This is a genomic window from Rhodohalobacter sp. 614A (genome assembly GCF_021462415.1).
Lineage (GTDB): Bacteria > Bacteroidota > Rhodothermia > Balneolales > Balneolaceae > Rhodohalobacter.
Genome location: NZ_JAKEDS010000003.1, coordinates 276,743 through 302,107, shown reverse-complemented (window position 1 = coordinate 302,107; position 25,365 = coordinate 276,743). Strand labels below are relative to the sequence as shown.

General features: G+C 40.9%; 23 protein-coding genes. 13 read left to right on the top strand and 10 right to left on the bottom strand.

Annotated elements, in window-relative coordinates; translation table 11 throughout:
• The first annotated feature begins 3 nt into the window (after nucleotides 1-3).
• Nucleotides 4-1,215, top strand: a complete 1,212-nt coding sequence (locus L0B18_RS15075) for a tetratricopeptide repeat protein (protein ID WP_234572628.1) — start codon at nucleotides 4-6, stop codon at nucleotides 1,213-1,215.
• Between the two features lie 22 nt (nucleotides 1,216-1,237).
• On the opposite strand, the gene L0B18_RS15070 is transcribed toward L0B18_RS15075, so the two are convergent.
• Nucleotides 1,238-2,005, bottom strand: a complete 768-nt coding sequence (locus L0B18_RS15070; RefSeq protein ID WP_234572627.1) for an NRDE family protein — start codon at nucleotides 2,003-2,005, stop codon at nucleotides 1,238-1,240.
• 107 nt (nucleotides 2,006-2,112) lie between these two features.
• Between L0B18_RS15070 and L0B18_RS15065 the strand changes: the two genes are divergently transcribed.
• The 3 genes from L0B18_RS15065 to L0B18_RS15055 are packed head-to-tail and all read left to right on the top strand — an operon-like array spanning nucleotide 2,113 to nucleotide 5,956.
• Nucleotides 2,113-4,704, top strand: coding sequence for a PP2C family protein-serine/threonine phosphatase (locus tag L0B18_RS15065; protein WP_234572626.1), 2,592 nt, complete (start codon nucleotides 2,113-2,115; stop codon nucleotides 4,702-4,704).
• A gap of 28 nt (nucleotides 4,705-4,732) precedes the next feature.
• Nucleotides 4,733-5,230: a thioredoxin family protein gene (locus tag L0B18_RS15060; RefSeq protein ID WP_234572625.1), complete on the top strand. Its 498-nt coding sequence runs from the start codon at nucleotides 4,733-4,735 to the stop codon at nucleotides 5,228-5,230.
• Nucleotides 5,231-5,278: 48 nt separating this feature from the next.
• The gene (locus L0B18_RS15055; protein WP_234572624.1) at nucleotides 5,279-5,956 is read left to right on the top strand and encodes a metal-dependent transcriptional regulator; all 678 of its coding nucleotides are present in this window, start codon (nucleotides 5,279-5,281) and stop codon (nucleotides 5,954-5,956) included.
• 25 nt (nucleotides 5,957-5,981) lie between these two features.
• Here L0B18_RS15055 and L0B18_RS15050 read toward each other — a convergent pair whose 3' ends face one another.
• Nucleotides 5,982-6,800 carry an SDR family oxidoreductase gene (locus L0B18_RS15050; RefSeq protein ID WP_234572623.1) on the bottom strand — a complete coding sequence of 273 codons (819 nt, stop codon included), beginning with the start codon at nucleotides 6,798-6,800 and terminating at the stop codon, nucleotides 5,982-5,984.
• Nucleotides 6,801-6,984: 184 nt separating this feature from the next.
• Between L0B18_RS15050 and hemG the strand changes: the two genes are divergently transcribed.
• On the top strand, nucleotides 6,985-8,328 hold the full coding sequence (gene hemG, locus L0B18_RS15045; protein WP_234572622.1) for a protoporphyrinogen oxidase: 1,344 nt from the start codon (nucleotides 6,985-6,987) through the stop codon (nucleotides 8,326-8,328).
• Here hemG and L0B18_RS15040 read toward each other — a convergent pair.
• Complete coding sequence (locus tag L0B18_RS15040; RefSeq protein WP_234572621.1) at nucleotides 8,325-9,788, bottom strand: hypothetical protein; 1,464 nt, start codon at nucleotides 9,786-9,788, stop codon at nucleotides 8,325-8,327. The genes hemG and L0B18_RS15040 overlap by 4 nt on opposite strands.
• A 101-nt stretch (nucleotides 9,789-9,889) precedes the next feature.
• Between L0B18_RS15040 and L0B18_RS15035 the strand changes: the two genes are divergently transcribed.
• The 3 genes from L0B18_RS15035 to L0B18_RS15025 are packed head-to-tail and all read left to right on the top strand — an operon-like array spanning nucleotide 9,890 to nucleotide 12,177.
• On the top strand, nucleotides 9,890-10,252 hold the full coding sequence (locus L0B18_RS15035) for a carboxymuconolactone decarboxylase family protein (protein ID WP_234572620.1): 363 nt from the start codon (nucleotides 9,890-9,892) through the stop codon (nucleotides 10,250-10,252).
• Complete coding sequence (locus L0B18_RS15030; RefSeq protein WP_234572619.1) at nucleotides 10,253-11,419, top strand: BamA/TamA family outer membrane protein; 1,167 nt, start codon at nucleotides 10,253-10,255, stop codon at nucleotides 11,417-11,419. It begins immediately after the preceding gene.
• Nucleotides 11,420-11,433: 14 nt separating this feature from the next.
• On the top strand, nucleotides 11,434-12,177 hold the full coding sequence (locus L0B18_RS15025) for a uroporphyrinogen-III synthase (protein WP_234572618.1): 744 nt from the start codon (nucleotides 11,434-11,436) through the stop codon (nucleotides 12,175-12,177).
• A gap of 64 nt (nucleotides 12,178-12,241) precedes the next feature.
• Here the strand turns inward: L0B18_RS15025 and L0B18_RS15020 are convergent, their stop codons facing one another.
• Both L0B18_RS15020 and L0B18_RS15015 read right to left on the bottom strand, forming a co-directional pair.
• Nucleotides 12,242-12,742: a cupin domain-containing protein gene (locus L0B18_RS15020; protein ID WP_234572617.1), complete on the bottom strand. Its 501-nt coding sequence runs from the start codon at nucleotides 12,740-12,742 to the stop codon at nucleotides 12,242-12,244.
• A gap of 29 nt (nucleotides 12,743-12,771) precedes the next feature.
• Nucleotides 12,772-13,680, bottom strand: coding sequence for a glycerophosphodiester phosphodiesterase family protein (locus L0B18_RS15015; protein WP_234572616.1), 909 nt, complete (start codon nucleotides 13,678-13,680; stop codon nucleotides 12,772-12,774).
• Nucleotides 13,681-13,769: 89 nt separating this feature from the next.
• Between L0B18_RS15015 and L0B18_RS15010 the strand changes: the two genes are divergently transcribed.
• A complete protein-coding gene (locus L0B18_RS15010) occupies nucleotides 13,770-14,312 on the top strand; it encodes a phosphoglycerate mutase family protein (RefSeq protein ID WP_234572615.1) in 543 nt (180 codons plus the stop codon).
• A gap of 33 nt (nucleotides 14,313-14,345) precedes the next feature.
• Here the strand turns inward: L0B18_RS15010 and L0B18_RS15005 are convergent, their stop codons facing one another.
• Nucleotides 14,346-16,748 (bottom strand): endonuclease MutS2, encoded by a 2,403-nt coding sequence (locus L0B18_RS15005; RefSeq protein ID WP_234572614.1) that lies wholly within the window; start codon nucleotides 16,746-16,748, stop codon nucleotides 14,346-14,348.
• 165 nt (nucleotides 16,749-16,913) lie between these two features.
• On the opposite strand from L0B18_RS15005, the gene L0B18_RS15000 reads away from it, so the two are divergent.
• Nucleotides 16,914-17,690: a PhzF family phenazine biosynthesis protein gene (locus L0B18_RS15000; protein WP_234572613.1), complete on the top strand. Its 777-nt coding sequence runs from the start codon at nucleotides 16,914-16,916 to the stop codon at nucleotides 17,688-17,690.
• Complete coding sequence (locus L0B18_RS14995; protein WP_234572612.1) at nucleotides 17,690-18,496, top strand: sulfite exporter TauE/SafE family protein; 807 nt, start codon at nucleotides 17,690-17,692, stop codon at nucleotides 18,494-18,496. The genes L0B18_RS15000 and L0B18_RS14995 overlap by 1 nt, the downstream gene beginning before the upstream one ends.
• Here the strand turns inward: L0B18_RS14995 and L0B18_RS14990 are convergent, their stop codons facing one another.
• Nucleotides 18,497-19,498: a sulfite exporter TauE/SafE family protein gene (locus L0B18_RS14990; protein ID WP_234572611.1), complete on the bottom strand. Its 1,002-nt coding sequence runs from the start codon at nucleotides 19,496-19,498 to the stop codon at nucleotides 18,497-18,499.
• A gap of 150 nt (nucleotides 19,499-19,648) precedes the next feature.
• Nucleotides 19,649-20,134, bottom strand: coding sequence for a CoA-binding protein (locus L0B18_RS14985; protein ID WP_234572610.1), 486 nt, complete (start codon nucleotides 20,132-20,134; stop codon nucleotides 19,649-19,651).
• A gap of 213 nt (nucleotides 20,135-20,347) precedes the next feature.
• On the opposite strand from L0B18_RS14985, the gene L0B18_RS14980 reads away from it, so the two are divergent.
• Together L0B18_RS14980 and L0B18_RS14975 are read left to right on the top strand one after the other, a co-directional pair.
• Entirely contained in the window at nucleotides 20,348-20,935 is a 588-nt protein-coding gene (locus L0B18_RS14980; RefSeq protein WP_234572609.1) for a response regulator, read from the top strand.
• A gap of 12 nt (nucleotides 20,936-20,947) precedes the next feature.
• A complete protein-coding gene (locus L0B18_RS14975; RefSeq protein ID WP_234572608.1) occupies nucleotides 20,948-21,733 on the top strand; it encodes a tetratricopeptide repeat protein in 786 nt (261 codons plus the stop codon).
• On the opposite strand, the gene L0B18_RS14970 is transcribed toward L0B18_RS14975, so the two are convergent.
• Together L0B18_RS14970 and L0B18_RS14965 are read right to left on the bottom strand one after the other, a co-directional pair.
• Nucleotides 21,730-24,900 carry a CHAT domain-containing protein gene (locus tag L0B18_RS14970; RefSeq protein ID WP_234572607.1) on the bottom strand — a complete coding sequence of 1,057 codons (3,171 nt, stop codon included), beginning with the start codon at nucleotides 24,898-24,900 and terminating at the stop codon, nucleotides 21,730-21,732. The genes L0B18_RS14975 and L0B18_RS14970 overlap by 4 nt on opposite strands.
• Before the next feature lie 80 nt (nucleotides 24,901-24,980).
• The gene (locus L0B18_RS14965; RefSeq protein WP_234572606.1) at nucleotides 24,981-25,217 is read right to left on the bottom strand and encodes a hypothetical protein; all 237 of its coding nucleotides are present in this window, start codon (nucleotides 25,215-25,217) and stop codon (nucleotides 24,981-24,983) included.
• Nucleotides 25,218-25,365: the final 148 nt, after the last annotated feature.

Here is a 25,365-nt window from a genome sequence, read left to right as displayed (position 1 = left end):
TTTATGAACAGACAGACAGCTGGTTTTACAAAGAGAGAGGGACGCCTATATGCCAAAGGGACACTCAGATTTTGCTTTGTAATCGGTTTGTTCTGTGTGTGCATTTCTCAGCCAATTCTGGGGCAGACCAAAGTTTTGATTGAAGATGCTTTTTTTGAAATTGATGCACGTGAAGCGATTGATTCGCTTTACAACAGGAATACGGATGTTGCAAGGAGTGAGCTGAAACCCTGGCGGGACGAGTACCCGGAACACCCGCTTTGGATGCTCTGGGATGGTATGGAGCTTTGGTGGAATGTACTAGAGGATTTGAACGACCATTCTCATGATCGGGAATTCATGTCCAGAATGCAGCGGGCCGATTACGAAGCCGGTAAAATTTTGCGCTCGGAACCCGGCCATCCTGATGCGCTCATTATTCGGGCTGTAGCAAATGGGTATATTGCACGCCTGCACGCAAACCGTGAAGAATGGGTAACCAGTGTGCAAGTTGGGCGGCGGGCATACCAGGCTCACCAAGAGTTGATGGAAGTCTCACCAGACTTGCCTGACAACCATTTTGCGGAAGGGATGAAACTCTACTATGCAGCCTACATCCCCGATGCTTATCCTGTTGTGAAGGCCGTATCCTGGTTTTTCCCGGAAGGCGATCGGACGGAAGGCCTTGAAACGCTGGAATATGCTGCAAGGAATGCTGTTTTTGCGCGTCCAGAAGCCAATTATTTTTTAGCTTCTATTTTGCTCAATTATGAGAAAGACTTTGAAAAAGCGAAGCAAAAATTTACCTATTTGCTTGAGAAATATCCGAATAACGGGTACTACCGGCGTCAATACCTGAGGACGCTATCCCAACTTGGGCAGTATGATGAAATACTCACTTTCGCACAAAGTACTTTAGATTATTGGTCTGCCGGAAATCTTCAGGATGATCCCGGTATTGAACTGGAAGTAAGTTACTGGATAGGCAGAGCGTATTATCACTTTGGCGATTGGTCGTCAGCTCTTCCATTCTTAGAGCGGTCCGTTCAGGCAGGAAAAAAACTTGTGAATAGCGAAGAGAGGGATATATACGCCATGGCTGCATATTTTGCCGGACGAGCACTGGAGAATCTCGATCAAAAAAAGGAAGCGAAGAAATACTATGAAATTGCGGCCGACCAAAAAGCCGTTCCCGAAGCCCGAAACCGTTCAAGAGATCAGTTAAAAAACTTATAGGAATTCCCCTTCCGGTTAAGGTTTATCGAAGTTTAAAATCAAACCAGACCGTTTTATTCGTTTCTTTTGAACCGGACGTATAGGACCGTTCGGCAAAATGGACTTTTCTGTTTTTATCAACAGCAATAACTGTGGATGATCGCGTTCCGTAATTTTCTGTTTCTATGAAGATGGATGAAACAGCTTTTTCCATTTCCCGGGGTAGGCCGGTATCAGGAAGTTTATCCAGTGGAAATCGCTCATCATTGTGAAGCATATGAAAAAGTTTTTCCTCGTCTGGTTTCTCATCACTTACAATTTTTGTGAATGAGTTGGTCGCCTGCACTGTTTTGGGCCACGGAGTATTCAGAAAAGCATTGCTTACAGAATGGTTACCCGGCTTAATTTTGTACACACCTTCCTTCTTATTTGAAATGTAATACAGATCATCAAAATAGCCGGCAATGAGGTTAAAACCATTGAATTGTTCTCGCTTCTTTTGCAATTCCGCAAGATATTTGCGAGGATTGGCATCAGATAAAAGAAAATCTTTAACAATTATGCCTCTGCTTGTCGTATCTTCCCTGATGTCATCCATTTGCCGGTAATTGGTTAACGCGGCAAATCGTCCATTTTGGGATATTCCAAGCCAGGTACCGCCGGCCTTTTCATCTTTACCGGCTAAAATTTTAGGCGACGTATTCCATACATGCGCAGGTTGAGTAGGTCTGCCGTAGAACTCATCACGGTTTGTGGCAAGAATAAATGGATAATCAGGATGATTTTTGTAGGAAAAAACAATGAGACACATATAATTGGTTTTAAATTACGAAACATTTAATCGTAACATTATCATTTCATTTTCGCTGTAAATTTAGATATCTATTGTGATAATCAATAACCGTTAAAATCCCGATTTTGAATTTCGGAAGTGATACTGCAAAACAGGACTTAGTGTTGATTATAGCCGGGGCAGTAGCTTTATTGCTCTTTTTTTGGCTCTATTCGGATTTTCACCCTCTCCCGGCCGCTGATAATAGTTTGGGGAATTCTGCTGCACGTGAGCTGGCAGCCAAATTTGCTATGGAATTTGGGTACGAATCAGAAAGCCCGCCTTTTACACGCTTTCAAACCAATACGGAATTACTCGACTCTCTTCAGAAACAAACTGCGTTTAAGGACTTTTATGCAGATTCTGTAAACCGGTCTCTTTTTCCTGCATTTTATTGGATTGCTTATTTGAAAATGCAGAATCATTCAAAAGCAGAAGAGGAGTTTAGCCTTGATATTGGCGATGAGTCAACAGATGCCGTTGCGGTTGAACTTTCAGAATCCGGAAAACTGATTGCACTTCACAATAACGAAAATATCCTGCCAACCCCTGTGTTTCGGCCTGATGTTCTCAATTATGGAATTCAGGGGGATTCACTAAATGTCTATTCATTTTCAAATGACAGTATTTTTACCCGATCTCTTGAATTTCGTTTCAACAATGGAACCGAACAGAATACCTCAAGAACACGGCTGCAAAGAAATCAGGTAAACTATCTTGGCCAATCCGTAGCGGAGCGTATGGCTCATTTTTATCTCCAAAGATCGGCCTGGGGAGATAAAGATTTTGAAATCATTTCAACCGAAAGAGTGCCGATTAATGATGTTGAAGGAGCCACCGTAAGGTTTGAACGGAGTGCCTCTGATGTAAGACAGCTTATCCAGGTTGATGTGAGAATTTTACCTTCGGGCGGTTTGCTTTCGATGGAATACAATCATCCAAACCCCACCGGCGATGAGAATCTGTTTTCAACAATCAAAGAGGGAGTTCGCGCAATTGTACTCCTGATTGGCAGTTTCTGGATTATTGTTTTGCTCTTTCTTCGTTTTCGCATGCGCTTGATTGATATTAAAGCAGCAACACTTTTAGCCGTTTTGGCAGGATTGATTTTTCCATTTGTCGTTACACTTTGGATGGTTTACGACCATTTAAACTCATTTGGAACTGTAAATGTCGAGTTTGTAGTTCTGCTGCTAATCGTTATTGGATTTACGGCAGCTATTGCCACTCTGGGATTTTTTGCCGTCACAGCAATAGCCGACTCAATAACAAGGCAGTATTGGATCGAGAAACTCAGAACGATTGATGTATTACGGGTTGGTTATTTCAATAATATACCGGTTGGGTTAACCCTTATAAGGGGAATTTCTTTTGGATTTTTACTGGCGTTGGTATGGTGTTTAATCCTTTTTCTCATTCCGGGTTCGTACATCACGCTCGAGCCGAACTTTGAAGCAGACACTACTTTTCTCCCATATTTTTCTGAGTTATTGGGAAATTTCTTTTTTTACCTGCTTATTGCCGAGGTCATTTTTCTGGTTTTTGTAGGCCAGTTACGGTCATCGTTTAAATCTGTATTCGCGGCGGTTCTCGTTCCCTCACTACTTTTCATTATCGTTTATCCATTTCCGTTCGATGTAGGAGGGTTCACAACAGAACTTGTAACAGCGGGAGTTATTGGTCTTCTTCTGGGGATTATTTATTACCGGGAAGATTTTCTCACTACGTTTATTGCATTGTTTGTTTTTGTCTCCCTGTTATCAACAGCCAATGGTTGGCTTATTGAAAATTCTCCCGATGCCAGTGTTTTCTATTCATTGATATTTTTGATTATTGCCGGGTTTATTTCGGGAGGATACAGTATCTACAAGGGCAGTTCCGTTCGGGATCTGCCAAAATTTGTGCCTGATTACATCGAGGAACTGGCCCAGGAAGATCGTATTCGCCAGGAGTTAAAAATTGCCAGGAATGTTCAGCAGTCATTTTTGCCATTAAGAACTCCGAGTATTGAGGGATATGAAATAGCCGCTATCTGTAAACCCGCGTACGAAACAGGTGGGGATTATTATGATTTTATATCATTAAGTAACGACCGGCTTGCGGTTACAATCGGGGACGTGAGCGGCAAAGGAATTCAGGCGGCGTTCTTTATGACATTTACCAAAGGAGTTCTCCACGCACTCTGTTCCGACTTTAACTCCACGATTGACATCCTTTCGAAGACCAATACGATGTTCAGGAATAATGCAAATCGCGGGACATTTATATCTCTCATATTTGGAATCCTGGACACAAATCAGAATCTGTTCAGCTTTTCAAGAGCGGGGCATAATCCGGTCCTCTTTTTCAACAATAAAGAAGGTTCATTGCATGAATACCAGCCGGAAGGAATTGCAATCGGCATGGCGAATGATGAAATGTTTAAAAAGAATATTTCGGAAGAAAATATTAAACTCCACAAAGATGATATACTGATTTTATTTACAGACGGAGTTGTAGAATCCATCAGTAAAACAAACAAGCTTTATGGAGATCAAAGACTGCATGATTTATTGAAGAAAAATTATATGCTGTCTGCCAAAGAATTATTGAATATAGTGGAAGAAGATCTGGAGAATTTTGGAGAGAAATCGACACAGCACGACGATCTTACGATGATCATTATCAAAAAGAAATAAAAGTCATAAATCTTATTTATTTTAAAGCATGAAGCGAATTTCTCTCTATATCATTACCATTATTCTGCTCTTGTTTCCTTCATTTGTATTGGCTCAGGACGTATCTGTCCCAGGCCCTCAGCCCATTTCGCTTGAAAGGGCATTGAAGCTGGCACCCGATGAAGGCAAGAAAATACTTATAGATGTATTTGCCACTTGGTGTCCGTATTGCAAGCGTATGCATTCAGAAGTGTATCCGTCAGATGCGGTTCAGGAAGCCATCTCAAAATATTTTCTTTGGGTAAAGATAGATGTTGAATCAGACGCGACGGTGAATTATCACGGTGAAGAGATGACAGAGGCACAATTTGCCCAGGCTCTTGAAAATCAGAATGTACCTACTGTCTATTTTTTGAATGATGAAGGTGCCATTATTGGCTCTCAGCCAGGATATCTGGAAGAAGCAGTATTTTCCAACCTTCTGAATTTTGTAGGAAGCGATGCTTATCTGGATCAATCATTCAAGGAATACACGGAAGGCGAATAACTTTACCGATTTAATACGACTGTATACAACTGACAAAAGTTTTCTGATATGTCCCGGAGCCAATCCGTAGAAGATTATTTAAAAACCATTTATAAACTGGAGAGCGAAATCAGCCCCGAAAAGGGAGTTTCGACCTCCAGGCTTGCCGAAAAAATGGGTGTAGCGAATGCTTCAGTAACGAACATGTTGAAGCGTTTGTCCGAGATGAAAATGGTAAACTATGAGTCGTATTACGGTAGCCGGCTGACAGAAACAGGGGAGAAAATTGCTCTTGAAATTATTCGCCATCACCGTTTGCTAGAGCTTTATTTGAAAGAGATTTTGGGATACTCCTGGGATGAAGTTCATGACGAAGCGGAAAAGCTTGAACACCATATTTCCGAACAGTTTGAAGATAAAATTGCTGAGCTGCTAAACCATCCTACCGAAGATCCCCATGGCGACCCGATACCATCCAAAGATGGCAAAATGCCGAAGATCAAACTGAAACCTTTGCATTCCGTACCCATTAAAACGCCTTTCATTGTACGGAGAGTAAAAAATCAAAACCCGGAACTTTTGCGCTATCTCGAAAAGCAAGGATTAATTCCCGGCGTAAAGGTAGAAGTTTTAAATAAAGAACCGTTTGACGGGCCCGTTCAAATCAGGGTTGAAAATCAAACGGTGACGATTGCTAACAACATTGCCGAAGACATTTTTGTTGTTGAAAATGAAACGATAGATTAGATTTTAAGTCTACCGAGAAAGATTTTTAATGTGTGTGATCCATCGGGTTTGGGTAAAAGAATTCGTAGAACAGATCGTTCTTAATTTTTTCGTTTGAAACAATTTTATAGTTCTTGTTCGAATCTTCTGCAAATGTTGGTTCAGGCAGGTTAAAATGTCGCGCAGCACACTGGTAAAACTCTTTTCTCGGCGGGTGGCCATCTGATACAATATTGTAGATCTCATTTCTCTTCTTCTGATCGATCACTTCCGTAATAAGATTTACGCAATCCAGTTGATGGACAAGGTTAACCGGTTTCAACGCTCCATCCAGATTTTTTTTCCCGCTAAGATGTTTAACCGGGTGGCGATCATACCCGTACAATCCACCAAGCCGTAAAATGGTGTAGTCTATACCGGCATTGATTATTACCTCTTCAGCTTTCAGAAGGGCCTCGCCACTTGCTCTGGTCGCTTTGCCAGGTTGCGCATCCTGCTCGCGTGTGATTCCTCCAAATTCCGGGTAGACAGATGTAGAACTCGTAAAGATAATCCACGAGATCTCGTGCGATTTAGCCTTCTCTACAACTTTTTCAACAAGTGCGGGAAACTCATCTTTTACATTCGGATTGCGTCGGCCGGGGGGTAAATTCAAAATCAATAAATCGCATTCCCAAAATGACTCTGATTTCTCATCAGATAATGATTCGGGCAGGTTGATTAAAAATGATTCAATTCCACTCTGTTTTAAAATGCTGACTTTTTTCGGGGTTGTTGTCGATCCTTTGACGGTGTGTTCCTCGGAAAGCAATCTTTCAGCCAGCGGAAAACCAAGCCAGCCACAACCCAAAACAGATATTACCATAAAACTATTCTCCATTAATTCGGCAGGAAACTAAGCACAACTCATCTAAAAATAAAAAGAGTTTATAGTATCAATACCTTAAAAAACTCTTCGTGTTGCTTGTGGGATTTCAGTAGTTTTAAAAAGAGAACGATGAAAGCATTTGCTTGATTGAAAAGAGAATTAGTAAAAATTCGGTAACGTAATGTCAGATAATAAGATAGCGATAGTTGGTGCTGGAATTACGGGTTTAACAGCAGCCTGGAATCTGAAGAAAAAAGGGAAGAATGCAGATCTTTTCGAACAACATGGATATGCCGGCGGTTCTATACGATCCGAAAAGCAAAACGGCTGGCTGCTTGAATATGGCCCCAATACTCTTTTGTTGAAGGACAGACAAGTTGCTGATTTTCTCGGAGACATTGGATTATGGGAAGACAGGGTTATCGCCAATGCTGAGAGTTCGAAACGCTATATCGTAAAAAATGGAGAACTGGTTGCGGTACCGACTTCCTTGGTTGATGCCATATCCACACCGCTTTTCAGTACCACAGGAAAGTTGAGGGTTCTAAAAGAACCTTTTATTTCAAAAACCGCGAATCCGGGAGAGTCGGTTGCCGGCTTTGTGAAAAGACGATTGGGAAATGAAATTCTTGATTATGCTCTCAATCCGTTTATTGCTGGAATTTATGCCAATCAGCCGGAAAAATTATCCATGCGTCATACTTTTCCGGCGATGTATGAGATGGAACAGAAGTACGGTTCACTGATTTGGGGAACTTTTGCCGGACGAAATGAGCGGAAGAAAAAGGGGAGGATTTCGCGGGAGTTGCTTTCTTTTGATCAGGGCCTTCATCAACTGATTGATTCCATTACAGACCAACTTGACGATGTGCATTACAATCATGAAGTAAAAAAAATTCGCAAATCGGGTAAAGATTGGTTTATTCAAAGTACATTTGGAGATCATGGACCCTATGATCAGGTAATCTTCAACGTTCCACTTTACAAATGGAACCGGAACTTGTTACCCGCGGAACCACATGAACTTGATGAAATTGGAAAAGTTGAGTATCCGCCGCTCTCCGTAATGCACCTTGGGTTTAAGAAAGAAGATGTAAATCATCCACTTGAAGGATTTGGGTTTTTGGTTCCGGAAAAAGAGAAGTTAAGTATTTTGGGTGCTTTATTTTCATCAACACTTTTTCCCGGCAGAGCTCCACAAGATCATCATCTTTTGACCATTTTTATCGGGGGTGGACGCCAGCCGGAATTGGCTCCAAAAGATAGTACTGAACTCCTGGAAATTGTAATGAACGAATTAACGGGCCTGATTGGAGTATCAGAAAAACCTGTTTTTAAAGAACATGTATTTTGGCCCAGGGCCATACCGGGTTATCATGTTGGGTATGATCGCGTACTGGATACATTTCAGTCCATCGAGGAAAGAAATCCGGGACTGCATCTGGCTGGGAATTTTAGAGATGGTGTTTCGGTTCCCGATTGTATTAAAAAAGGAATTGCCCTGGCTGATAAACTTTCTTCTTAATCCAATTCCGGTCGCGATGAAAAAGCTTCGAGTATAAGTTGAAGCAGATTTTTTCCAAGAAAAGTAATTCGTTCCTGTCGTCCGAGTGAAAGAAATCTCAACAACAAACGTAAATCCTTCATGAGGGGAGGAGGATTGGTGATAAGTGTTTCGTTTTCAATTATAAAATTCCAGTCAATCGGATTCTCGAAATTTACACCCCTCTTTTCCATCGACATTTTGTAGATGTTCGCTATCATGCCATAACCAATTGTAGATGGATGGAGTCCGTCAAGGCTGAAAATCCCGCCCCGGTCTATCTTTCCGGTTTTATCGTCCAATCGAAGGTAATCTGTAGAAAGTCGAATATGCTCCAAATCATCTACAAGATAGCTGGTGGTTTTATTATTTTTCAGAGCTTTCACAAACAGTGGAGGAAATGGCCGTACGTTCTCCGTTCCTAACCGTCTTCGGGCAGCCGCCTTTACATATTTTTGAACGGGAACCACACAAAATTCAAATTCATCGGCCAGCTCTTGAATAATGGCATTGTATTGATCCACTACAATATCCAGTTCTATGGCTTGTTCTTTAGTGATATGCGGATGTTTGCCGGGATCAAAATCCTCATCCCAAATCCAAAAGCGGGAATAGTAATCGAAGTAACCGGTTCGTGGTTTGGATTTGTCATCATTTACACCTCGAATGGCCGGCGGAATGGTTATGTAGGGTATCGTTGGCACAAATACACGCTTGATATCAAGAGCGGCAACTTTTTCATACAGGGTTCTCATTTCTTTTTTGAAATGTTCCGGCCGGAAAACCGTACAGGTCCGGTTGGCGTACTGCGTCATTACATCCGATTCTTCAGAATATTGGATGTTCAGGTTTGTTACCGCACCCACAATGTTGTTATGTCCGATACAAACAATCAGGTTTTCTATTCCGCCATCTTCGCTGAGAAGTGCAATGTTATCCAGCATGGAATTTTTCTCAAACTTTTTGCTGAACGGTGGGTTTAAAACCATTCGTGCCGTGATGTACATGGCATGATCAGGAAGAACACTAAAAACAGAATACTCCGGCTTGTTGTTTTCAATGTATGTGCGGCAATATTCTTCATCCATCGTCATGGAATCGCTGATGGATAATCCCCAGATAGCCTGATTGTGATAAGGCGTAAACTGCTCCACCGCAAGAGATTTTAAATGACCTTCCCAGTACGATTTTATTCGCCGAAGCGTTTTGTACACTTCGGTTCCGGCGCCGATTGAATTACCAAGTGTAAATCCATCACTATACTTTTCTGCCAGTCCCCGGATCAATACTTCAAGATTGATGGGAATACCCGCTTGCGCGGAGAAGGATGGGCGCTCGAAGGTTGAAGAATATCCCATAGCTTTGGCCAGAATCGCCGGGAAGCTGAGATCTGTTCGGTATATTCCCCCGTTTTTAAACCCTTGTGCCATGCTATCTCCCATGGCAACAAGTTTATGTTTGTAGGATCTTCTGCTCAGAAACAACGCTATTAATTCTTACTTTAAACTATTAAACATTCTGATCAGCATAAATGAATAAGAATATGACATCAAAAACAAACGAACTTGATGATTTTCGCAAGAATCGTGAGGTGATGAATGAAAAAATTCTGGGATTAGACCATCTGGGGATCAAACGATTTTTTAATCTCGATCACAATACGTATCAGGAGGGAGCTTTACCAGCAAAAACCAAAGAGTTGTTGGGATTAGTAGCGTCTGCCGTTTTACGATGTAATGATTGCATTGACTACCACCTTGAGCAATGTGCAAAAACGGGCTCAACCAAACAGGAAATTGTAGATGCTTTGAATGTAGCCTTAGTAGTGGGCGGCAGCATTGTTATTCCTCATCTCAGGCATTCGGTAGCAACCATTGAAGCATTGGAAGAGGAGGGTTCTCTATAAATGATCTTCAGGTTCTTTCTGCTCTTTCTGATTTTCTTTTTTGCATCAATTACGAATACTTTTGGACAAATCATTCCGCCCGATACCGGTGAAAGTGAGGAACCGGAAATACGGATTGGCAGCCAATACACATTGCTGCCAGTGGCAGGTTACAGTTCGGATATGGGGTTGTTCGGCGGAGCGCTTCTTCAGAGGATTAATTATGCAAATAATATCCGGCCATTCTTAAGCAAAACCACAGCTGATTTTACCATCTCTACAAAAAGTAACGTCATTGTTGATATTAATTTTGAACGAACCAAAACGTTTGGAACAGACGTCAGAAGTCTGGTTGAATTTAATGGACAGAGATTCTCGTACGACCACTACTTTGGGATTGGAAATGAGACAGAATTCTCGAATGATTTGTATGATGATGAGTATTTCTATTTTGAAAACCGTGAATTCTCCATCTACTATCAGGCCAGGAAAGAAATTGTGGAATTTGGAGAGTTCGGTCAGTTGGATGTCACCGCATCTGCAGATTTTTCGTACCTGAACGGTGTAAGCCGTGGCGAAGAAACAAAATATGGAGAAGACACTCCCTTTGGATCTGGAAAGAGCTGGGCTAACAAGCTGGGAATTGGCCTGTTGGCAGACAGTAGAAATAACGAATTTTCTCCCTCACGCGGGTTTCGGTACGAAGCTTCAATTGAAGCAAGTACATCAATCATAGGAAGTGATTATAGCTATACCGACATACGTTTGGATGTAAGGCATTATTCAAAATTGTTCAGAAGTGTGGTATTGGCGCATAAACTCGATTTTGTTTCTATTCAGGGAGATGCTCCCTTTTGGGATCTTGCAATAATCGGTGGCGATGACGGACTGAGGGGCTATCATTTAGATCGTTTTCGCGGCAACCAATCCATTTATCACTTGCTGGAGCTTCGAAGTTGGTTGTTTTCATTCTGGAATGATGAGATTCGCGTTGGTAACCAGATTTTTTGGGATACCGGGCGTGTTTTTTCTGAATATGATTCGAATGAATTCTTTAATAACTGGAAACATTCATTTGGAGGAGGATTGATATTTTCCTTCTTTAATCCCGACTTAATGTTGAGAATGGATGTTGGTTTTTCTGATGAGACGTATCGAGTTTATTTCGGTGCGGGTTATGCTTTTTAAAAAAATGACGATTTATGAGTGATACTCAGCTGGCTTTATTTACAGCGAACAAAGATGTTTCGACCTCTTTTTTACATGCAATCGAGAGTTCAAAAGGATGGGAGCTTCTCCATCTTTCACTTGAGAATTATTCCTACGCCGTTAACCTGGAAGAAGAGGAGGTTATCTCAGAAAAAATGGACTCATTTTCCTACATCATTCACGGGAATCTGAGAAATGCCCGATTCTTTATTCAATGGGTTCAGGAACTGAGTGTTCTTGAAGAAGTCCGTAACATTGTTCACCTGGTTCCCAACCAGGCTTCTGTAGATTTTCTGTCTGAATATGATATTCCGGCTGTGATGCCTCGGGAGGATGCGCGTCCCATTGATATCATTGAATTTATGCTTCGGATTACGAGAGAGGGAACCGTACTTTATCCCACAACCGATCAAAAAGATGAAGAAGTGCCGGGTTTGTTGAAAGAATTGGAAATGCCGGTTGTAGAATTTCAGGTGTGTAAGGAAGATTCTTTAGCTGCAGAGACTCTACAGGAATTCAGAGAAAAGGTGTATTCAGCAAAATTGGATGCCGTGATTTTTCACAGCCGTTCGTCTGTTACAAGAATTCTGACTGCTTTTCCTGAGCTGGATTTTCATTCGCTTAATTGCATTTCTTCAGGACAGGCCGTAACACAGAAGCTTCTTGAATCTGATATTCCACCCACTCTCGAAGCGCGGGGTTCCTGGCGTTCTCTACTGACTATTCTAACTAAATAAATTTTCGAAGATCAATTACGTTCTGATGCTGCAGGTGCTGGCCGTATTGGCTGGGTCCATTATTTCATTCCTGGGTTAACTGTTTAATGATCTCGGCATGCTCAGGATATTTTTCCAATAAATTAGATTGATCAGCCATTTCAAAATCTTCAAAATCAAAACCGGGTGAGACTGTACATCCGCAGAGAGCATAGCTGTCAGGTTCGTCAACGGTTACGCCAAACCAACAGTTTGCAGGTACAATCTGCTGTGGTTTTTGTCCTTCGTTAAAGTCCTTTCCAACAAGCAGTTTTCTATATGAACCCGTTTGGCTGATGATATGAATCGTAACAGAAGAGCCTTCATAATGATGCCAAACCTCATCGGACTTGATTCGGTGAAAATGAGACTGATCACCACTTTCTAACAGGTAATAAATGGATGTGTTGTAATGACGTCCGTCAGGAAAACCATCTTCTTCAGTCTCAATAATTCCGTCACTTCTGTAAACTTCAGTATAAAAACCACCTTCGGGATGAGGTTGCAGGTTCAACGCTTTCGATAGTTCTTCAATTCTGGAATTCATTTCAAATAGGTTTTTCGTTAAAACTATGATTACATACCAGATGGACGCAAAGTAACTGCACTGTCGGGATAATCGGTAATAATTCCATCCACACCCATGTCCAGTAAAGATCTCATTTCATGGGTGGTATTTACCGTCCATGGAATCACCTTCATATTTCGCTCATGAGCTTCTTTGATTAATTCAGGAGTAACCGCATTTTTTGACGGACTCCAGATTTCTGGCGTAAACCCGAGAAGGTCAATGTATTGCTGGATGTTCTGGTCACCTGAAACCAACATGGAAAGTTTAATATCTGGATTGACCTCATTAAACTCTGCCAATGCAGTGGGATCAAAAGACTGAATAATCGTTCTTTCAGCGAGGTCGAATTCTTCGTCTAAATTTATCAATAGATTATTCAGCAAGCGGGCAAACTCATCCGGCTGTGGATAATAAAGATCATAGAGTTCGGGTTTACTTTTGATTTCGATATTATAATGGACAGGTTCGGCTTCCTGTTCTTGAACATAATTCTCTACCGCACGGATGACATCTTCTAACAGAGGTTTTTGAACGTTGATTTTCTGCTGTTTAGGAAACGAAGGATGTTCACTCATTCCCACATCAAATTGACGAGTTTCTTCATATGTCATCTCATAAATATTAAGTGACATTTCCTCTTCTTCGGTCACAGGAGTTCCATCCGGTTTTAAACTGATATTGTGATGAAACCAGGGTTCATGTGAAACCAGAATTTTATCATCTGCTGTAATTACAGCGTCAAGCTCAATCGTATCAACACCCAGATCCACAGCTTTTAAAAAAGCTGGAATTGTATTTTCGGGTAGTAAGCCCCGCGCTCCGCGATGGCCTTGAAGATCAAAATCTTTGGGGGGTTGTTGGTTGGTGCAAGTCACAAGGGCAAGTGAGAAAAATGCTGCAAATAAAAATCTCATGGTTACCTATATTTGTTTTGAGAAGTCTGGAAGACTTACTATCAGTGGTTCTTCATTAAAATTATTACTGCAATATATCGCGAATACTGATGAAAAAAAGATTAAGAAGCCGTCATCAAATTATAAAAGCTCTGTTTCTTCTGGGAATATTTGTTTCTTTTTTGAGCAAACCTGGAAATGCACAGGTAACAGGAGATGGAATAACGACGATTATTTTGGTAAGACATGCCGAAAAGGTAGACAACAGCAGTGATCCGGATTTAAGTGAAGATGGATATGAACGGGCAGCGAAACTGGCGGAAATACTCCATCATGTTAAGTTTGATGCCGTTTATTCAACAGATTTTATTCGAACCAGGGAAACAGCTAAGCCTGTTGCAGAAGCAAATAATTTGTCCATCATACCGTATGATCCAGGAAATTCTGCGAGTGAAGCTAGAAAATGGTTAAGCAATCATAGTGGAGAGACTATTCTGGTCAGTGGTCACTCAAACTCCACGCCTGCTTTTGCAAATGAAATTCTGGGGAGACAACATTTCGAATCAGGATTTGATGAATCCGATTACGGAAATCTGTTGATGATTTCGATTTCAGATAACGGGGGGCGGAAGTTGCTTCATTTGAGGTATTAGTATGGGAACCGTGTCAGACTGAAGTTGAGACTTTTAACTCAAATGAACAACCGTACACCCGGATCCGCCGCTGTCCCAGGGAGCGATATCGAACGACTTCACTTCAGAGCGCTTTTCAAGATGTTCATGGACTAATTTATGAAGAATCCCTTCGCCTTTGCCGTGAATAATTTCAACCTGGCTGAGTCCGCGGGTCAAAGCTTTGTCAAGGTATTTGGTAAGTTCTTTCATGGCTTCATCACCGCGCTTTCCCCGAAGATCGAGTCTCGGACTCACCGATAAATCCGTATCCTCTGACAGACTATACGCACGGGTTTTTATAGACCTCTTTTCTTTCTTTGGCGGATGGGTTTTCACAAGTTTGGTCAGGTTCGATTTGATCTTCATTCCGTTCATCAAAACAGTGGCTTTCTTCCCGGAAAGTTCAACAAGCTCACCGGACGTATTGCTTTCCTCAATAAGAACATAGTCACCAATTTTGGGTTTTTCCTTGCTTCGGAATGGCTTTTCTTCCTGCTGATTTTTTTCTTTTTCTGAAGCGATCTCTTTTTTGGCATTGAGAATGTCCCGGCGGGCTTCTGTGATTTTTTCTTTGTCTTCACGCCCCTCGCTCACAACTTTTTCAACAGCTTGCTCGATGCGCTGATTGGCACCTTTCATGATCTCTTCGGCGTCTTTATAAGCTTTTTCGAGAATTTTTTTCCGCTTGCTCTGCATATTTTTTTGATGCTCTTCCACATCTTTTTCCCGTTTTTCAAGCGAGTGAAGTCGTTTTTCGTACTCCAGTTTCAGGTGCTCAGACTCCTGCATTTTTTGTTCAAGATTGATGAGGAGATCACCCATCGCATCTCGTTTTTCCCCCAAGAGTTCACGGGCCCGTATCATGACTTTTTTTGAAATATTCAAACGATCGGCAATCTCAAAAGCATAACTGCTTCCCGGATATCCCTTTTTGAAGCGATAGGTGGGAGTGAGGTTTTCCTGATTAAATTCCATGGCACCGTTTACCACATTCTCATGTTCATGAGCAAACACTTTGAGTGATCCGTGATGAGTCGTAACAATGACGCGTGCCCCGGTTTCGATAGCTTTCTCAACAAATGCCTGGAAAAGGGCTCCTCCTTCTTCGGGATCGGTTCCGGAACCGGCTTCATCAATCAAAACGAGAGAATCCTTTTTTAGTTTTTCGAGAGTGGTTCGCATCCATTGTAGCCTGGAAGAAAAAGTACTCAAATCGTTTTCAATGGATTGGTCATCTCCGATATCAATATAAATCCCGTCCAAAACGGGAATTTTGGAATCCGGCTGAACGGGGATCGGGAAGCCACTCTGAAGCATCAAATTCAGTAATCCAACCGTTCGCATGGCAACGGATTTACCCCCGGCGTTGGGTCCCGTTATGACCAGGGCCAATTCCCCGGGATTCATTTCAAGATCAAGCGGAACGACTGGTTCTGGATTTTCAACAGAGCGATTTTTCAAAAGCAAATTGGGGTTCATCGCCCGGATAAGATGAAGATGCCCGTCAGAGCTCAATTCAGGAATATTTCCATCGAGATCAAGCCCCAGTTTTACACGACAATGGATCGCATCAAAACGGGCGATGATGGGAATATTATGTTCCAGTGAGTCAGCATATTTACGAACCTCTGATGTCAGGGTACGCAGAATTCGCTCAATTTCGCGCTGCTCCTCCAATTCGAGCTGACGAATTTCATTATTGATCTGGAGTGCTTCAACCGGTTCGAGGTAAATCGTTTGGCCCGTTGAGGATACATCATGAATAAACCCGTCCACTTTTCTTTTATACTCGGCCTGGACGGGTATTACCATTCTTCCATTTCGGATTGTGGGGCCTTCATCCGAAGTCATGCCTTGTTTTGATACCCGCCTCATCACCGAATGAATGGTATCTCTCAGACGATTTCGTTCGCGATTCAGCCGTCCCCGGATTTTTTTGAGATCGGAACTGGCATCATCCCGCAACTCTCCACGATCTGTTACCACTTTTTCGATGGCATCTTCCAGCGGTTGATGATTAATGAGCTGTTCTGAAATATTCTTTAGATTTGTGAGTTCTAACTCATTATTCTTAAAGAAGTTTTTAATCAGACGTCCGAGCCGGGCATTATCAAGTACAACCAAGAAATCGTCCAGTGCAATTGTATTATCTCTGATTCTGCTGGCTCTTAGAATATCGTTTACATCATCAACAACGGATAGAGGATGAGAACTGCCGCTTTGGAGAATCGACATCCATTCAGAAGCATAATCCAGGTTTTCAGAAACGGTTTGGGGATCTGTAGCCGGCGTCAGATTTTTGATGTACCTTTTTCCATATGGAGTAAACGTGTACTTCACGGCCGCTTCAAGAACGGCACCAAATCCAAGTTTTTGGTATGGAGTTTTTGTGTCGATAATTATTTCAGATTCCATGAAAGAAAGGTCGTGAACTTTTCAGGAAATATGAAGCCGGGAAGCGTATCTGTCCATGGAAAAGGAATAAAATAAACTTGTGGCAAATCAAACTTGTTGATTTATTCATCGAGTGGCTGAGATTCATTACATTAAAAGAAAAAGAAAAACAAACAATCGTATAAAATGAAATTGTACCAGGTAGACGCATTTACAGACGAAGTTTTCTCAGGCAATCCCGCAGCGGTCATCCCTTTAGAGGAATGGCTTGATGCGGATGCAATGCAAAACATTGCGGCTGAGAATAATCTTTCTGAAACAGCTTATTTTGTGAAAGAACCGGACGGTACGTTTACTATTCGATGGTTTACTCCCAAAACAGAAGTTGATATCTGCGGACACGCAACACTTGCTTCTGCTCATGTTCTTTTTGAACACCTGGACTTTGATGGAGAAAAAGTTGTTTTTCAATCCAAAAGTGGTGAATTGACCGTGGAAAAAAGGGAGGATATTTATTGGATGAATTTTCCTGCCACGCCGCCCGAGCCCATACCGGTTCCAAAGTTGCTGCCGGATGCTATTGGTACGATTCCTATTTTTACGGGTGTGAACAGAGATATGATTGTATTATTGCACGATGAAGAAACCGTTCAGACATTAAAGCCCGATTACGGTCTTCTTGAAAGGATGGAAGTACGCGGAATTGTTGTAACGGCAGAAGGAAATGATTGTGATTTTGTGAGCCGTTATTTTGCTCCATCCATGGGGATTTATGAAGATCCGGTTACAGGTTCTGCCCATACCTTGTTAGCTCCATTTTGGGGAAAACGCCTGGGTAAATCCTCACTCAATGCGCGGCAGATTTCTAAACGGGGCGGTAACATTCAATGCAACCAAAAAGGCGACCGGGTTGAAATCGGGGGCAGTGCGGTGACTTATATGATTGGCGAGATTAATATCTGATGATTTTCATTCTTCTTGTGCTTTGTGGGGTTTTAGCAGGTACTTTAGCCGGTCTTTTTGGAATTGGAGGAGGTATTCTGTTTACTCCCATTCTTTTTTTTCTGTTCACATCTACAGGTCTGGAAAATCCCACTCCGTGGACAATTGCCACCTCCCTTTTTTGCACTTTTACTGCATCAATAAGCAGTTCTATCCAGCAAAGGAAAGAACGGAATTTTCATTGGAAGGAGGGATTTCTTGTGGGGCTTTTAGGAAGTATCGGGGTGTACTTCGGAAAAGTGACAGTTACTTCTCCATATTATACGAAGGATGTTTTTGTGGCACTTTTTTCCATTCTTCTATTTATTGTCGCCATTCTTTTTTATCGGCGAAGCAGAACCGATATAACATTTCAGGTTATAAATAACACCTTCGGAGTAGTCAAAGCAGGGATTGCCGGTGTGCTTGGCGGTATTGTTGCATCTTTGGCCGGGGTAGGAGGCGGAATTGTGCTTGTTCCCATTATGAACCTTCTCTATAAGTTAAAACTCGCAAAAGCAGTTAGCATTTCATCACTGGCCATCGTATTGATTTCGCTCTCAGGTTGGCTCCAGTTCGCTTTTTTATCAGGTACTCATGAAGGGCTTACACAATTTACAATTGGTTATGTTGATTTTGGTTCCGGGCTGCCGCTCATTATTGGAGCTTTTGCCGGCGGATTTTTAGGGGTTCGTATCGGCCATTCTGTTGATCAACATTATATTCAGATAGGGTTTTCTGTTTTGATATTGATCATTGCTACCATGATGATCGGAAGCATAGCCTGATCACTTTGTGGAAACAGAGCCCTGCTTTCTCCATGATGGTTTAAAATTTGTTAGAAGAAAAAAGATGATCATGCCAAGAAGGAATATTCCCAACGAGAACGAGAGCAGAAGAAGGCTTGGCTGAATAATGATCAGGGCTGTAACAAATTGTACCACGATAATTGTAATCAGAAGAACTGCGATTGTTTTTCTCCCGATCTGATTGATGACAAATGCTCCCAAAGGCGCTCCAAATATTACAACAGGCAGGCAAACCAAAAGATAGTTTATTGCTTCAGCCTGCATGGTGTCAAGTACAAATGTGTGTAAAAGTGCACCAATAACGGCATTGGAAGCCATTAAGATGACGGATGTTGGAGTGGCTACTTTTTCTGATAAACCATACTTCAGCACAACAAAAGCAAATGTACAGATGTCAATACCATTCCCAAAAACGGAACTAAAAATTCCGCCAAGTACTCCAATTACCAGAAGCTCCGTTTTTTGGTAAAGTGATAAAACCGGTAGCTGCTCTACACTTTCGCGTTTTCGAATAAAATTTACAACCCAGAGTGCAAATCCGAAGCTCAACCAAAATGAGACGAACATCATTTTGGCATAACTTGGTTTAATAAGAGGGACGATAAAATAAGTGCCAAACAGTATTCCAATAGCTCCCCCGAGTCCGGCAATGAGCAGGTAATTTTTTTCAATTTTTATTCGGGAAAGGAAAATCCAGATGGCGGCGAAAGTCATCCCAAAACTTTGTATGGCCAGGCTAAAATTTCGAGCTACATCCGGACCAATATTAAAAAGGAGTGTCATAGCCGGGTAGGCAATGGCGCCACCACCTTCTGAGCTTGCACCTGCAATAAAGGATCCGAAGATCATCGTTACCGTCATAAACCAGTTTTCCTCAAACAAAAACCAGTTTTGTGTTGAATACATGAGAATCGCCCACCCAGCAACCAATAAAAGCGCTAACGATAAAAAGATGCGAAAGGGATTCTTTAAAGATGACATGTTAGCAGCAAGGATTCCTGGCGTTCAAAAAAAGCGAAGAGATTCCACATTGTCAGAAATAAAATCGTGAGAATGCAAATCTTGGTGTCTATTTGATTATGACATCGAATAAAAAATAGTCGTCTTAAAACGATTACAATGGTAATAAATCTAAGGGTGAAAGCCAACCGGCCGAGCTTGTTTGCCGGTTACTTTCAAAAACCATCGCATACATTTATGACCGGGATCCACGGGTTCCGAAAACATCATCGGGCAACCACCCGGAATGAGGGATAGATTATTCTCTGCGGCAATTTTTAATGCTTCCGGATGAAAACTTCCAACGCCAAAAGAACGGTGTATCCAGATATTTTTAATTCCAAGTGAAGCGCATTCCGAAACAATGATTGGAGTAACATCAGGTGCTGTACCAATAACTACTCCATCTACTTGATCGGGAATGGATTGAAGAGAAGGATAACATGCATCTCCTTCTGCTTTTTTAGCATTAGGGTTCACTGCGAAGACCTTATATCCCTGTTCCCTCAATTTTTTGTAGATAATATTGGCTGCTGTATCTCCTTTTGATGAAACCCCAACAACTGCTATGGTATGAAGCCCGAGGAATGACTCAGCAGCTTTTTTAATGTCAGCCATATCTCTCCTTTGATTATAAAGTTGTTGCAATAAAGAAATGTACTAATGGATGATATAAACTATATGAAGATTTGGATGATGATTGTTTAATAGAATGGAGTAAGAATTAATTTCAGGAAAAATGTAACAAAGCTGGTTTTCAGGCATCATAACAATAGAAGCAACCATTGCAGCTTTTGAATTAAATTGATCAGCAACTGAAGTTTTATTGACATGAAAACCTGTGTATTGTTTCCCAACGCTTTTTCTTACAACTATATGGATGGTGCAGTAGCCCATTCACTTGATGCTCCAACATCTCAGGAACTTCATTTAAGTCCCCAGGATTTAAGTGAAACTCTGCCCACCAGAAGAAGAATGAGAAGAAGTTTATCTCTTTTTACATCAAGTGCTAAAGAGAAAACCAAGGAAAACGAAAAGCCTAAATTGCTCCATGTTGAAGATAGTGCTCAAATCAGATTGCTGGTTTCGATCTTCTTAAAAAACGAATTTGAAATTGAGAGTGTAGAAAGCGGCGAAGAAGCTATCAAGCATGCAAAATCCAATCATTACGATCTTATTTTGATGGATATCAATCTTGGCAGCGGATTAGATGGATTTGAAACTTCACGAAAGATCAGGGAACTCGCCGAGTATAACGAGACCCCAATTATCGCTCTTACGACCAATGATTATGATCATGTTCGCGATGAGTGTATTTCTTCAAGAATCAATGCATATATTCAAAAACCATTTGATAAAGCATACCTTTTAGGAACTATCCAAGAGATTAATAAGCATCAGGCAAAAAAAACAAGCTAAACATTTTTTGATATGACCAGTCAACCAACATCTATTAAAACTAAAATTCACGACTTTGTAGATGGTAATCTAGCCGAAAACGAAGTTGATGAACTTTGGGCGCAACTAATTGGCCGTCCCGATGATCTGGATTACCTGCAAACCCTTGCTACCCTTAAAAAAATGGGAAATGAAGGTAAATTCGATCACCTCTATGATACAGAGCCCAATGTTATTCCACTTTCTGCAGCTCGCAGTAAAGAAGAGGCAGTTCCAACATTCTATGAGAAATTTAAACCATATCTTGTTGCTGCATCTGTTTTAATTATTGGATTTGCGATTCTGTTTAACCTGTTGGTCAGTGTACAACAGCCTCAAACCACCGGAGCAATTTCTATGATTGAATATGAGATTGAACGTGGGGTTGACAACCAAACAATTTTAGATAACTACCTTCAGGAAGCTGTAAGTTTAGCTACAAATGGTAGTCTTGAAGCAGCATTCTCACAGCTTGATCAGGCATCAACTTTGAATTTAACTCCGAACCAGGTTATTGATTTGCAAATGGTAAGAGGAGCTATTCAGTACAATTCTCAAAACTATTCCGATGCGTTACAAACTTTCGAAAATATTAATCTCATCGAAGAGATTGATCGATTGAGCCTTGAGAAAAGTACCTGGTACCTTGCGAATACTCAATTACAATTGGGAATGATTGATGAAGCCAGAAATAGCATGCAGGAAGTTATTGAGCTTGATGGCTCATTCAGCCGGGTTGCAAAACAAAAGTTACAGAATTTAAGCAATCCGAATAGCTAAAAAATCCAGGATTTAATCAGAGACTTCTTCTGATATACATATACTGCTAAGAATAAGCCAGCTATCAGAAAAACCAAGATCAGCAGTTGCACATAAAATTGATTATTGCTGACGGGTGATTCAATATTGCCGTACATAATAAATGCCCCCCACAAGTACGGATCACTATTTGTATTATTTAGATAAGAGAGACGCGCTTCGCGGAGGGCGTCTGCCTTATTTTTTCCTTCATTCAGCGCTTCATAAAAATGGAGAGATATGTCGGATGCGGTTTGATCCCGGATTGGCCAAAGATTTATAGATAAACTTTGTGCACCTGCATAAGTAAATGCACGTGAAAAACCCAAAATTCCGGAACCTTTCAAATAACCTCCGGTCCCGGATTCACATGAACTAAGAAAAATTAAATCTGCATTCAGGTTCAGATCAAAGAGTTCGTAAGCGTAGATGATCCCATCATTTTGTGTAACGAAGCTGCTATCAACAACGGTTGTAGTGTTATCGATGGCTCCCGAATGTAAATAGAGTGATGAAAAAAGAGGGCTTTCATCATTCACTTTACTGTGAGTTGCAAGGTGTATTATTTTAGCCTTTCCCGCAACATCTCTGAAGTTCGACTCGGTACTGTTTTCATCAAGAAAGAAACGTTTGTTTGTCAGCTTTTCCAGTTTATTAGCACTGTCTGTAATTTCTTTTGGACTGAAAGGTAAGTCTGGTAATTCCGGGTGTCCTGCTGCTGAGAAATCGCTAATACCAAAACCCGCCATATCAAAACTGAAGTTTGCATCGGGGGATTCAGAGATTAAATCAGAAAGAGTATTGAGATAACTGACACTGTAATTTTCTATCAAATAAGATGCCGAACCATAACTATTGGCAAAATGAGTAGGTTCAGTTGGTAAAATTTCAACAGGCAACCTGTAAAAAATGCCATCCGGAATTACATAAATATGATTGATGTGTTCCGGTATATTTCCGGCATAGAAAGTTTGATATACGTTATGTAGTAAATTGAGATCTGTTGATCCGTGTCCAAAACTTGCAACTGCTTCTTCCAATACATCCAGGTATTGATCTTCAGCCGGATATGCTTTCATCCCGATATCATCATTCGATACAAAAAACTGGAACACCTGGTTTTCAAAGATGGAGAAATAGATGACTAGTTGGTCGGAATCTAATTTTTCCATAGCCAGCGGAAGTGTGTCTTCAAAACTGTTTTCACTATAATTTGGAAATGCCTCATTTTGCAAAGTGTTCCTTTCGGAAACGGCTTCTACAAGTTGATTGCCAAGATAAACCTTTTGTTCTTCGTTAGCGTTGGCATATCTATTTCGAAGGTCCTGAATGCGATTACTTAAATTGTAGTCTTCAATCAGTTGTTCTTCCGACAATATTTGAGATTTCAGAAGTGGATTATTGTAGAATCCTGCTCTCGATAAATTTCTTAGCTTGCCTGTTATTGCAATTGCTTCCTCATAATTTCCAAGTTCATAGAGAAGCTCAGTGTGTAAACGAAAAGCCTCCGAAAATTCCTCATCCATTCGCATGTGGCCAGTCTGTAAATCCGTACTCTCTTGCAACCAGTTCAAGATTTCATCAATTATTGAGGATGAAATTTCAATCGCTTCCAAGACTTTTTGGTCTTGAATTAGAAGTTTGATTTGTACATTCTTTCCAAGAACTTTTAGATAAAATTGGATTTGGTTGAGATCTTCATTTGTAATACCTCGAATAGTACTCTTAGCATCTTCAAAACGCCCATAATCTGTTAGCAAATTTCCATATCGAATACTTGCCTTAGTGTAATTGATTCTGTCATCTCTTGATTGACTCACTTCTATAGCAGAGGTTATGTATTTTTCCGCATTTTCGAAGTCATTTAGCAAGTAGAAAGTCTCTGATAGATCGACATAACTATTGAAGAGTTGTTGGTAATTATTCGAGTTTTGTGATAAATCTAGTGCATCTAAAAAATGTTGTAAAGCTTCTTGAGGATTATTTTGCGTTTCTCTTTTGTAAACGCCAAGCGAAAGTAATATGGATGATGTTTCAGATAATAGATTATTTGTCTTAGCAAGCTCAAGGGCTTGATTTAGATAGTTTACGGCTAATTCAGTTTCATTTTGGCGCCGATAAAAAATGAAGAGATTTCGTAGAATGTCTAATTGTTGATCGAAATTTTCTTCTTCTCTGGCAATTTCAAATGCGTCTAGTTGAAATTGAACATATTGATCAAATTTTCCCGCATTGAGATAGCTTATAGCAAGATTATTTAAGAGTGCTGGCCTGTATCTGGAATCTAAATTCTGAATACCCTGGGAGTATACATATTCATATTCATTAAGAGCAGTGTTCAAATTTCCAAAACGAAATAGCGTGTTAGCATAATCCATTCTGATTATTAGATATCTCTCTCTGTAGTTTAAATTTTCAGCCATTGGGAATAGAATGTTTTCATAAATATCAATAGCATCCGAATAGTAACCACTAGCTCTTGCTGAGTAGGCTATGATGTTGAATAAATGAAAGGCAGAATTTGAATTAGGGAAGGGATGTGAATTCACTAAATATCTTCCTACTTCATAAACCTTTTGAAAGTTATCCAACCTGTTATATCCATGAACTAAAGCTTGAGCTTTCATGGCTCCAACAACACTACTAGTTTGGTAGGTATTCGGAAGACTCTCAAACCAAAAATCAAGAAGTTCATCTGCTTCAATTTTAAGGCTATCGGGGATGCCAAATATTAGAAATCTATAGATATCTTGATAAGAGAAGGGATGAATTGAATAGAATTCGGAACTGATCGTTCTGTTATTCAAAATGGCAATAACTGAATTAATATTTTCTAATTCATCCTCCGGGATTCTATTTAGTATTTCATTCCTTTTGCTTCTTCCAGCTTCGTGTAATGCGAAATTTAGATATGCTTCATGATGAGTCGTTTGATACAGTAAAAAATATTTTTCACTCAGTCGGTCATAAATCGATACGTCATATTGTGTTGTATCAAGATTGACTGATTTTTGAACAGAGAGCCAATTGTCATAAATGGCTAGGTCATGTGAATCAACTTGTATTGAGAATGATTTCTGCGAAATGATACATGTACCAATTATTACAATGCCAGCGAAAAATAGATGCTTAAACCTAATTTGGGACATAATTTCTGGAAGAATCCTTCTTTAATTCGATCATAATTTAGTAAATCTTCCAAAACTTTATGTGTGGGTTATCTTATTGATTATTCTCTGTCGTCATAACCATTGGAAGGACGAACGTCGATGATGTCTTCTTCATCACCACTGTGGAAATAGCCGGGAGCATCGGCAGATTGAACGGGAGCGTCAGCGGAAACAGCGGGAGCGTCGAGAGCCTGGGTGTCGGTGTCCAGATTGGCTTCGGTGATACCGGCACATCCGGTGAACAGGGCTACGATTAAAGAGGCGGTTGCAAGTCGGAGGTTAAGTTTTGCTTTCATGGTATTGGTTGATTTAGAATTAGATTCGTTGGTTCAGAATGAAATGTGATTATTCTCTGTCGTCATAACCGTTGGAAGGACGAACGTCGATGATGTCTTCTTCATCACCACTGTGGAAATAGCCGGGAGCATCGGCAGATTGAACGGG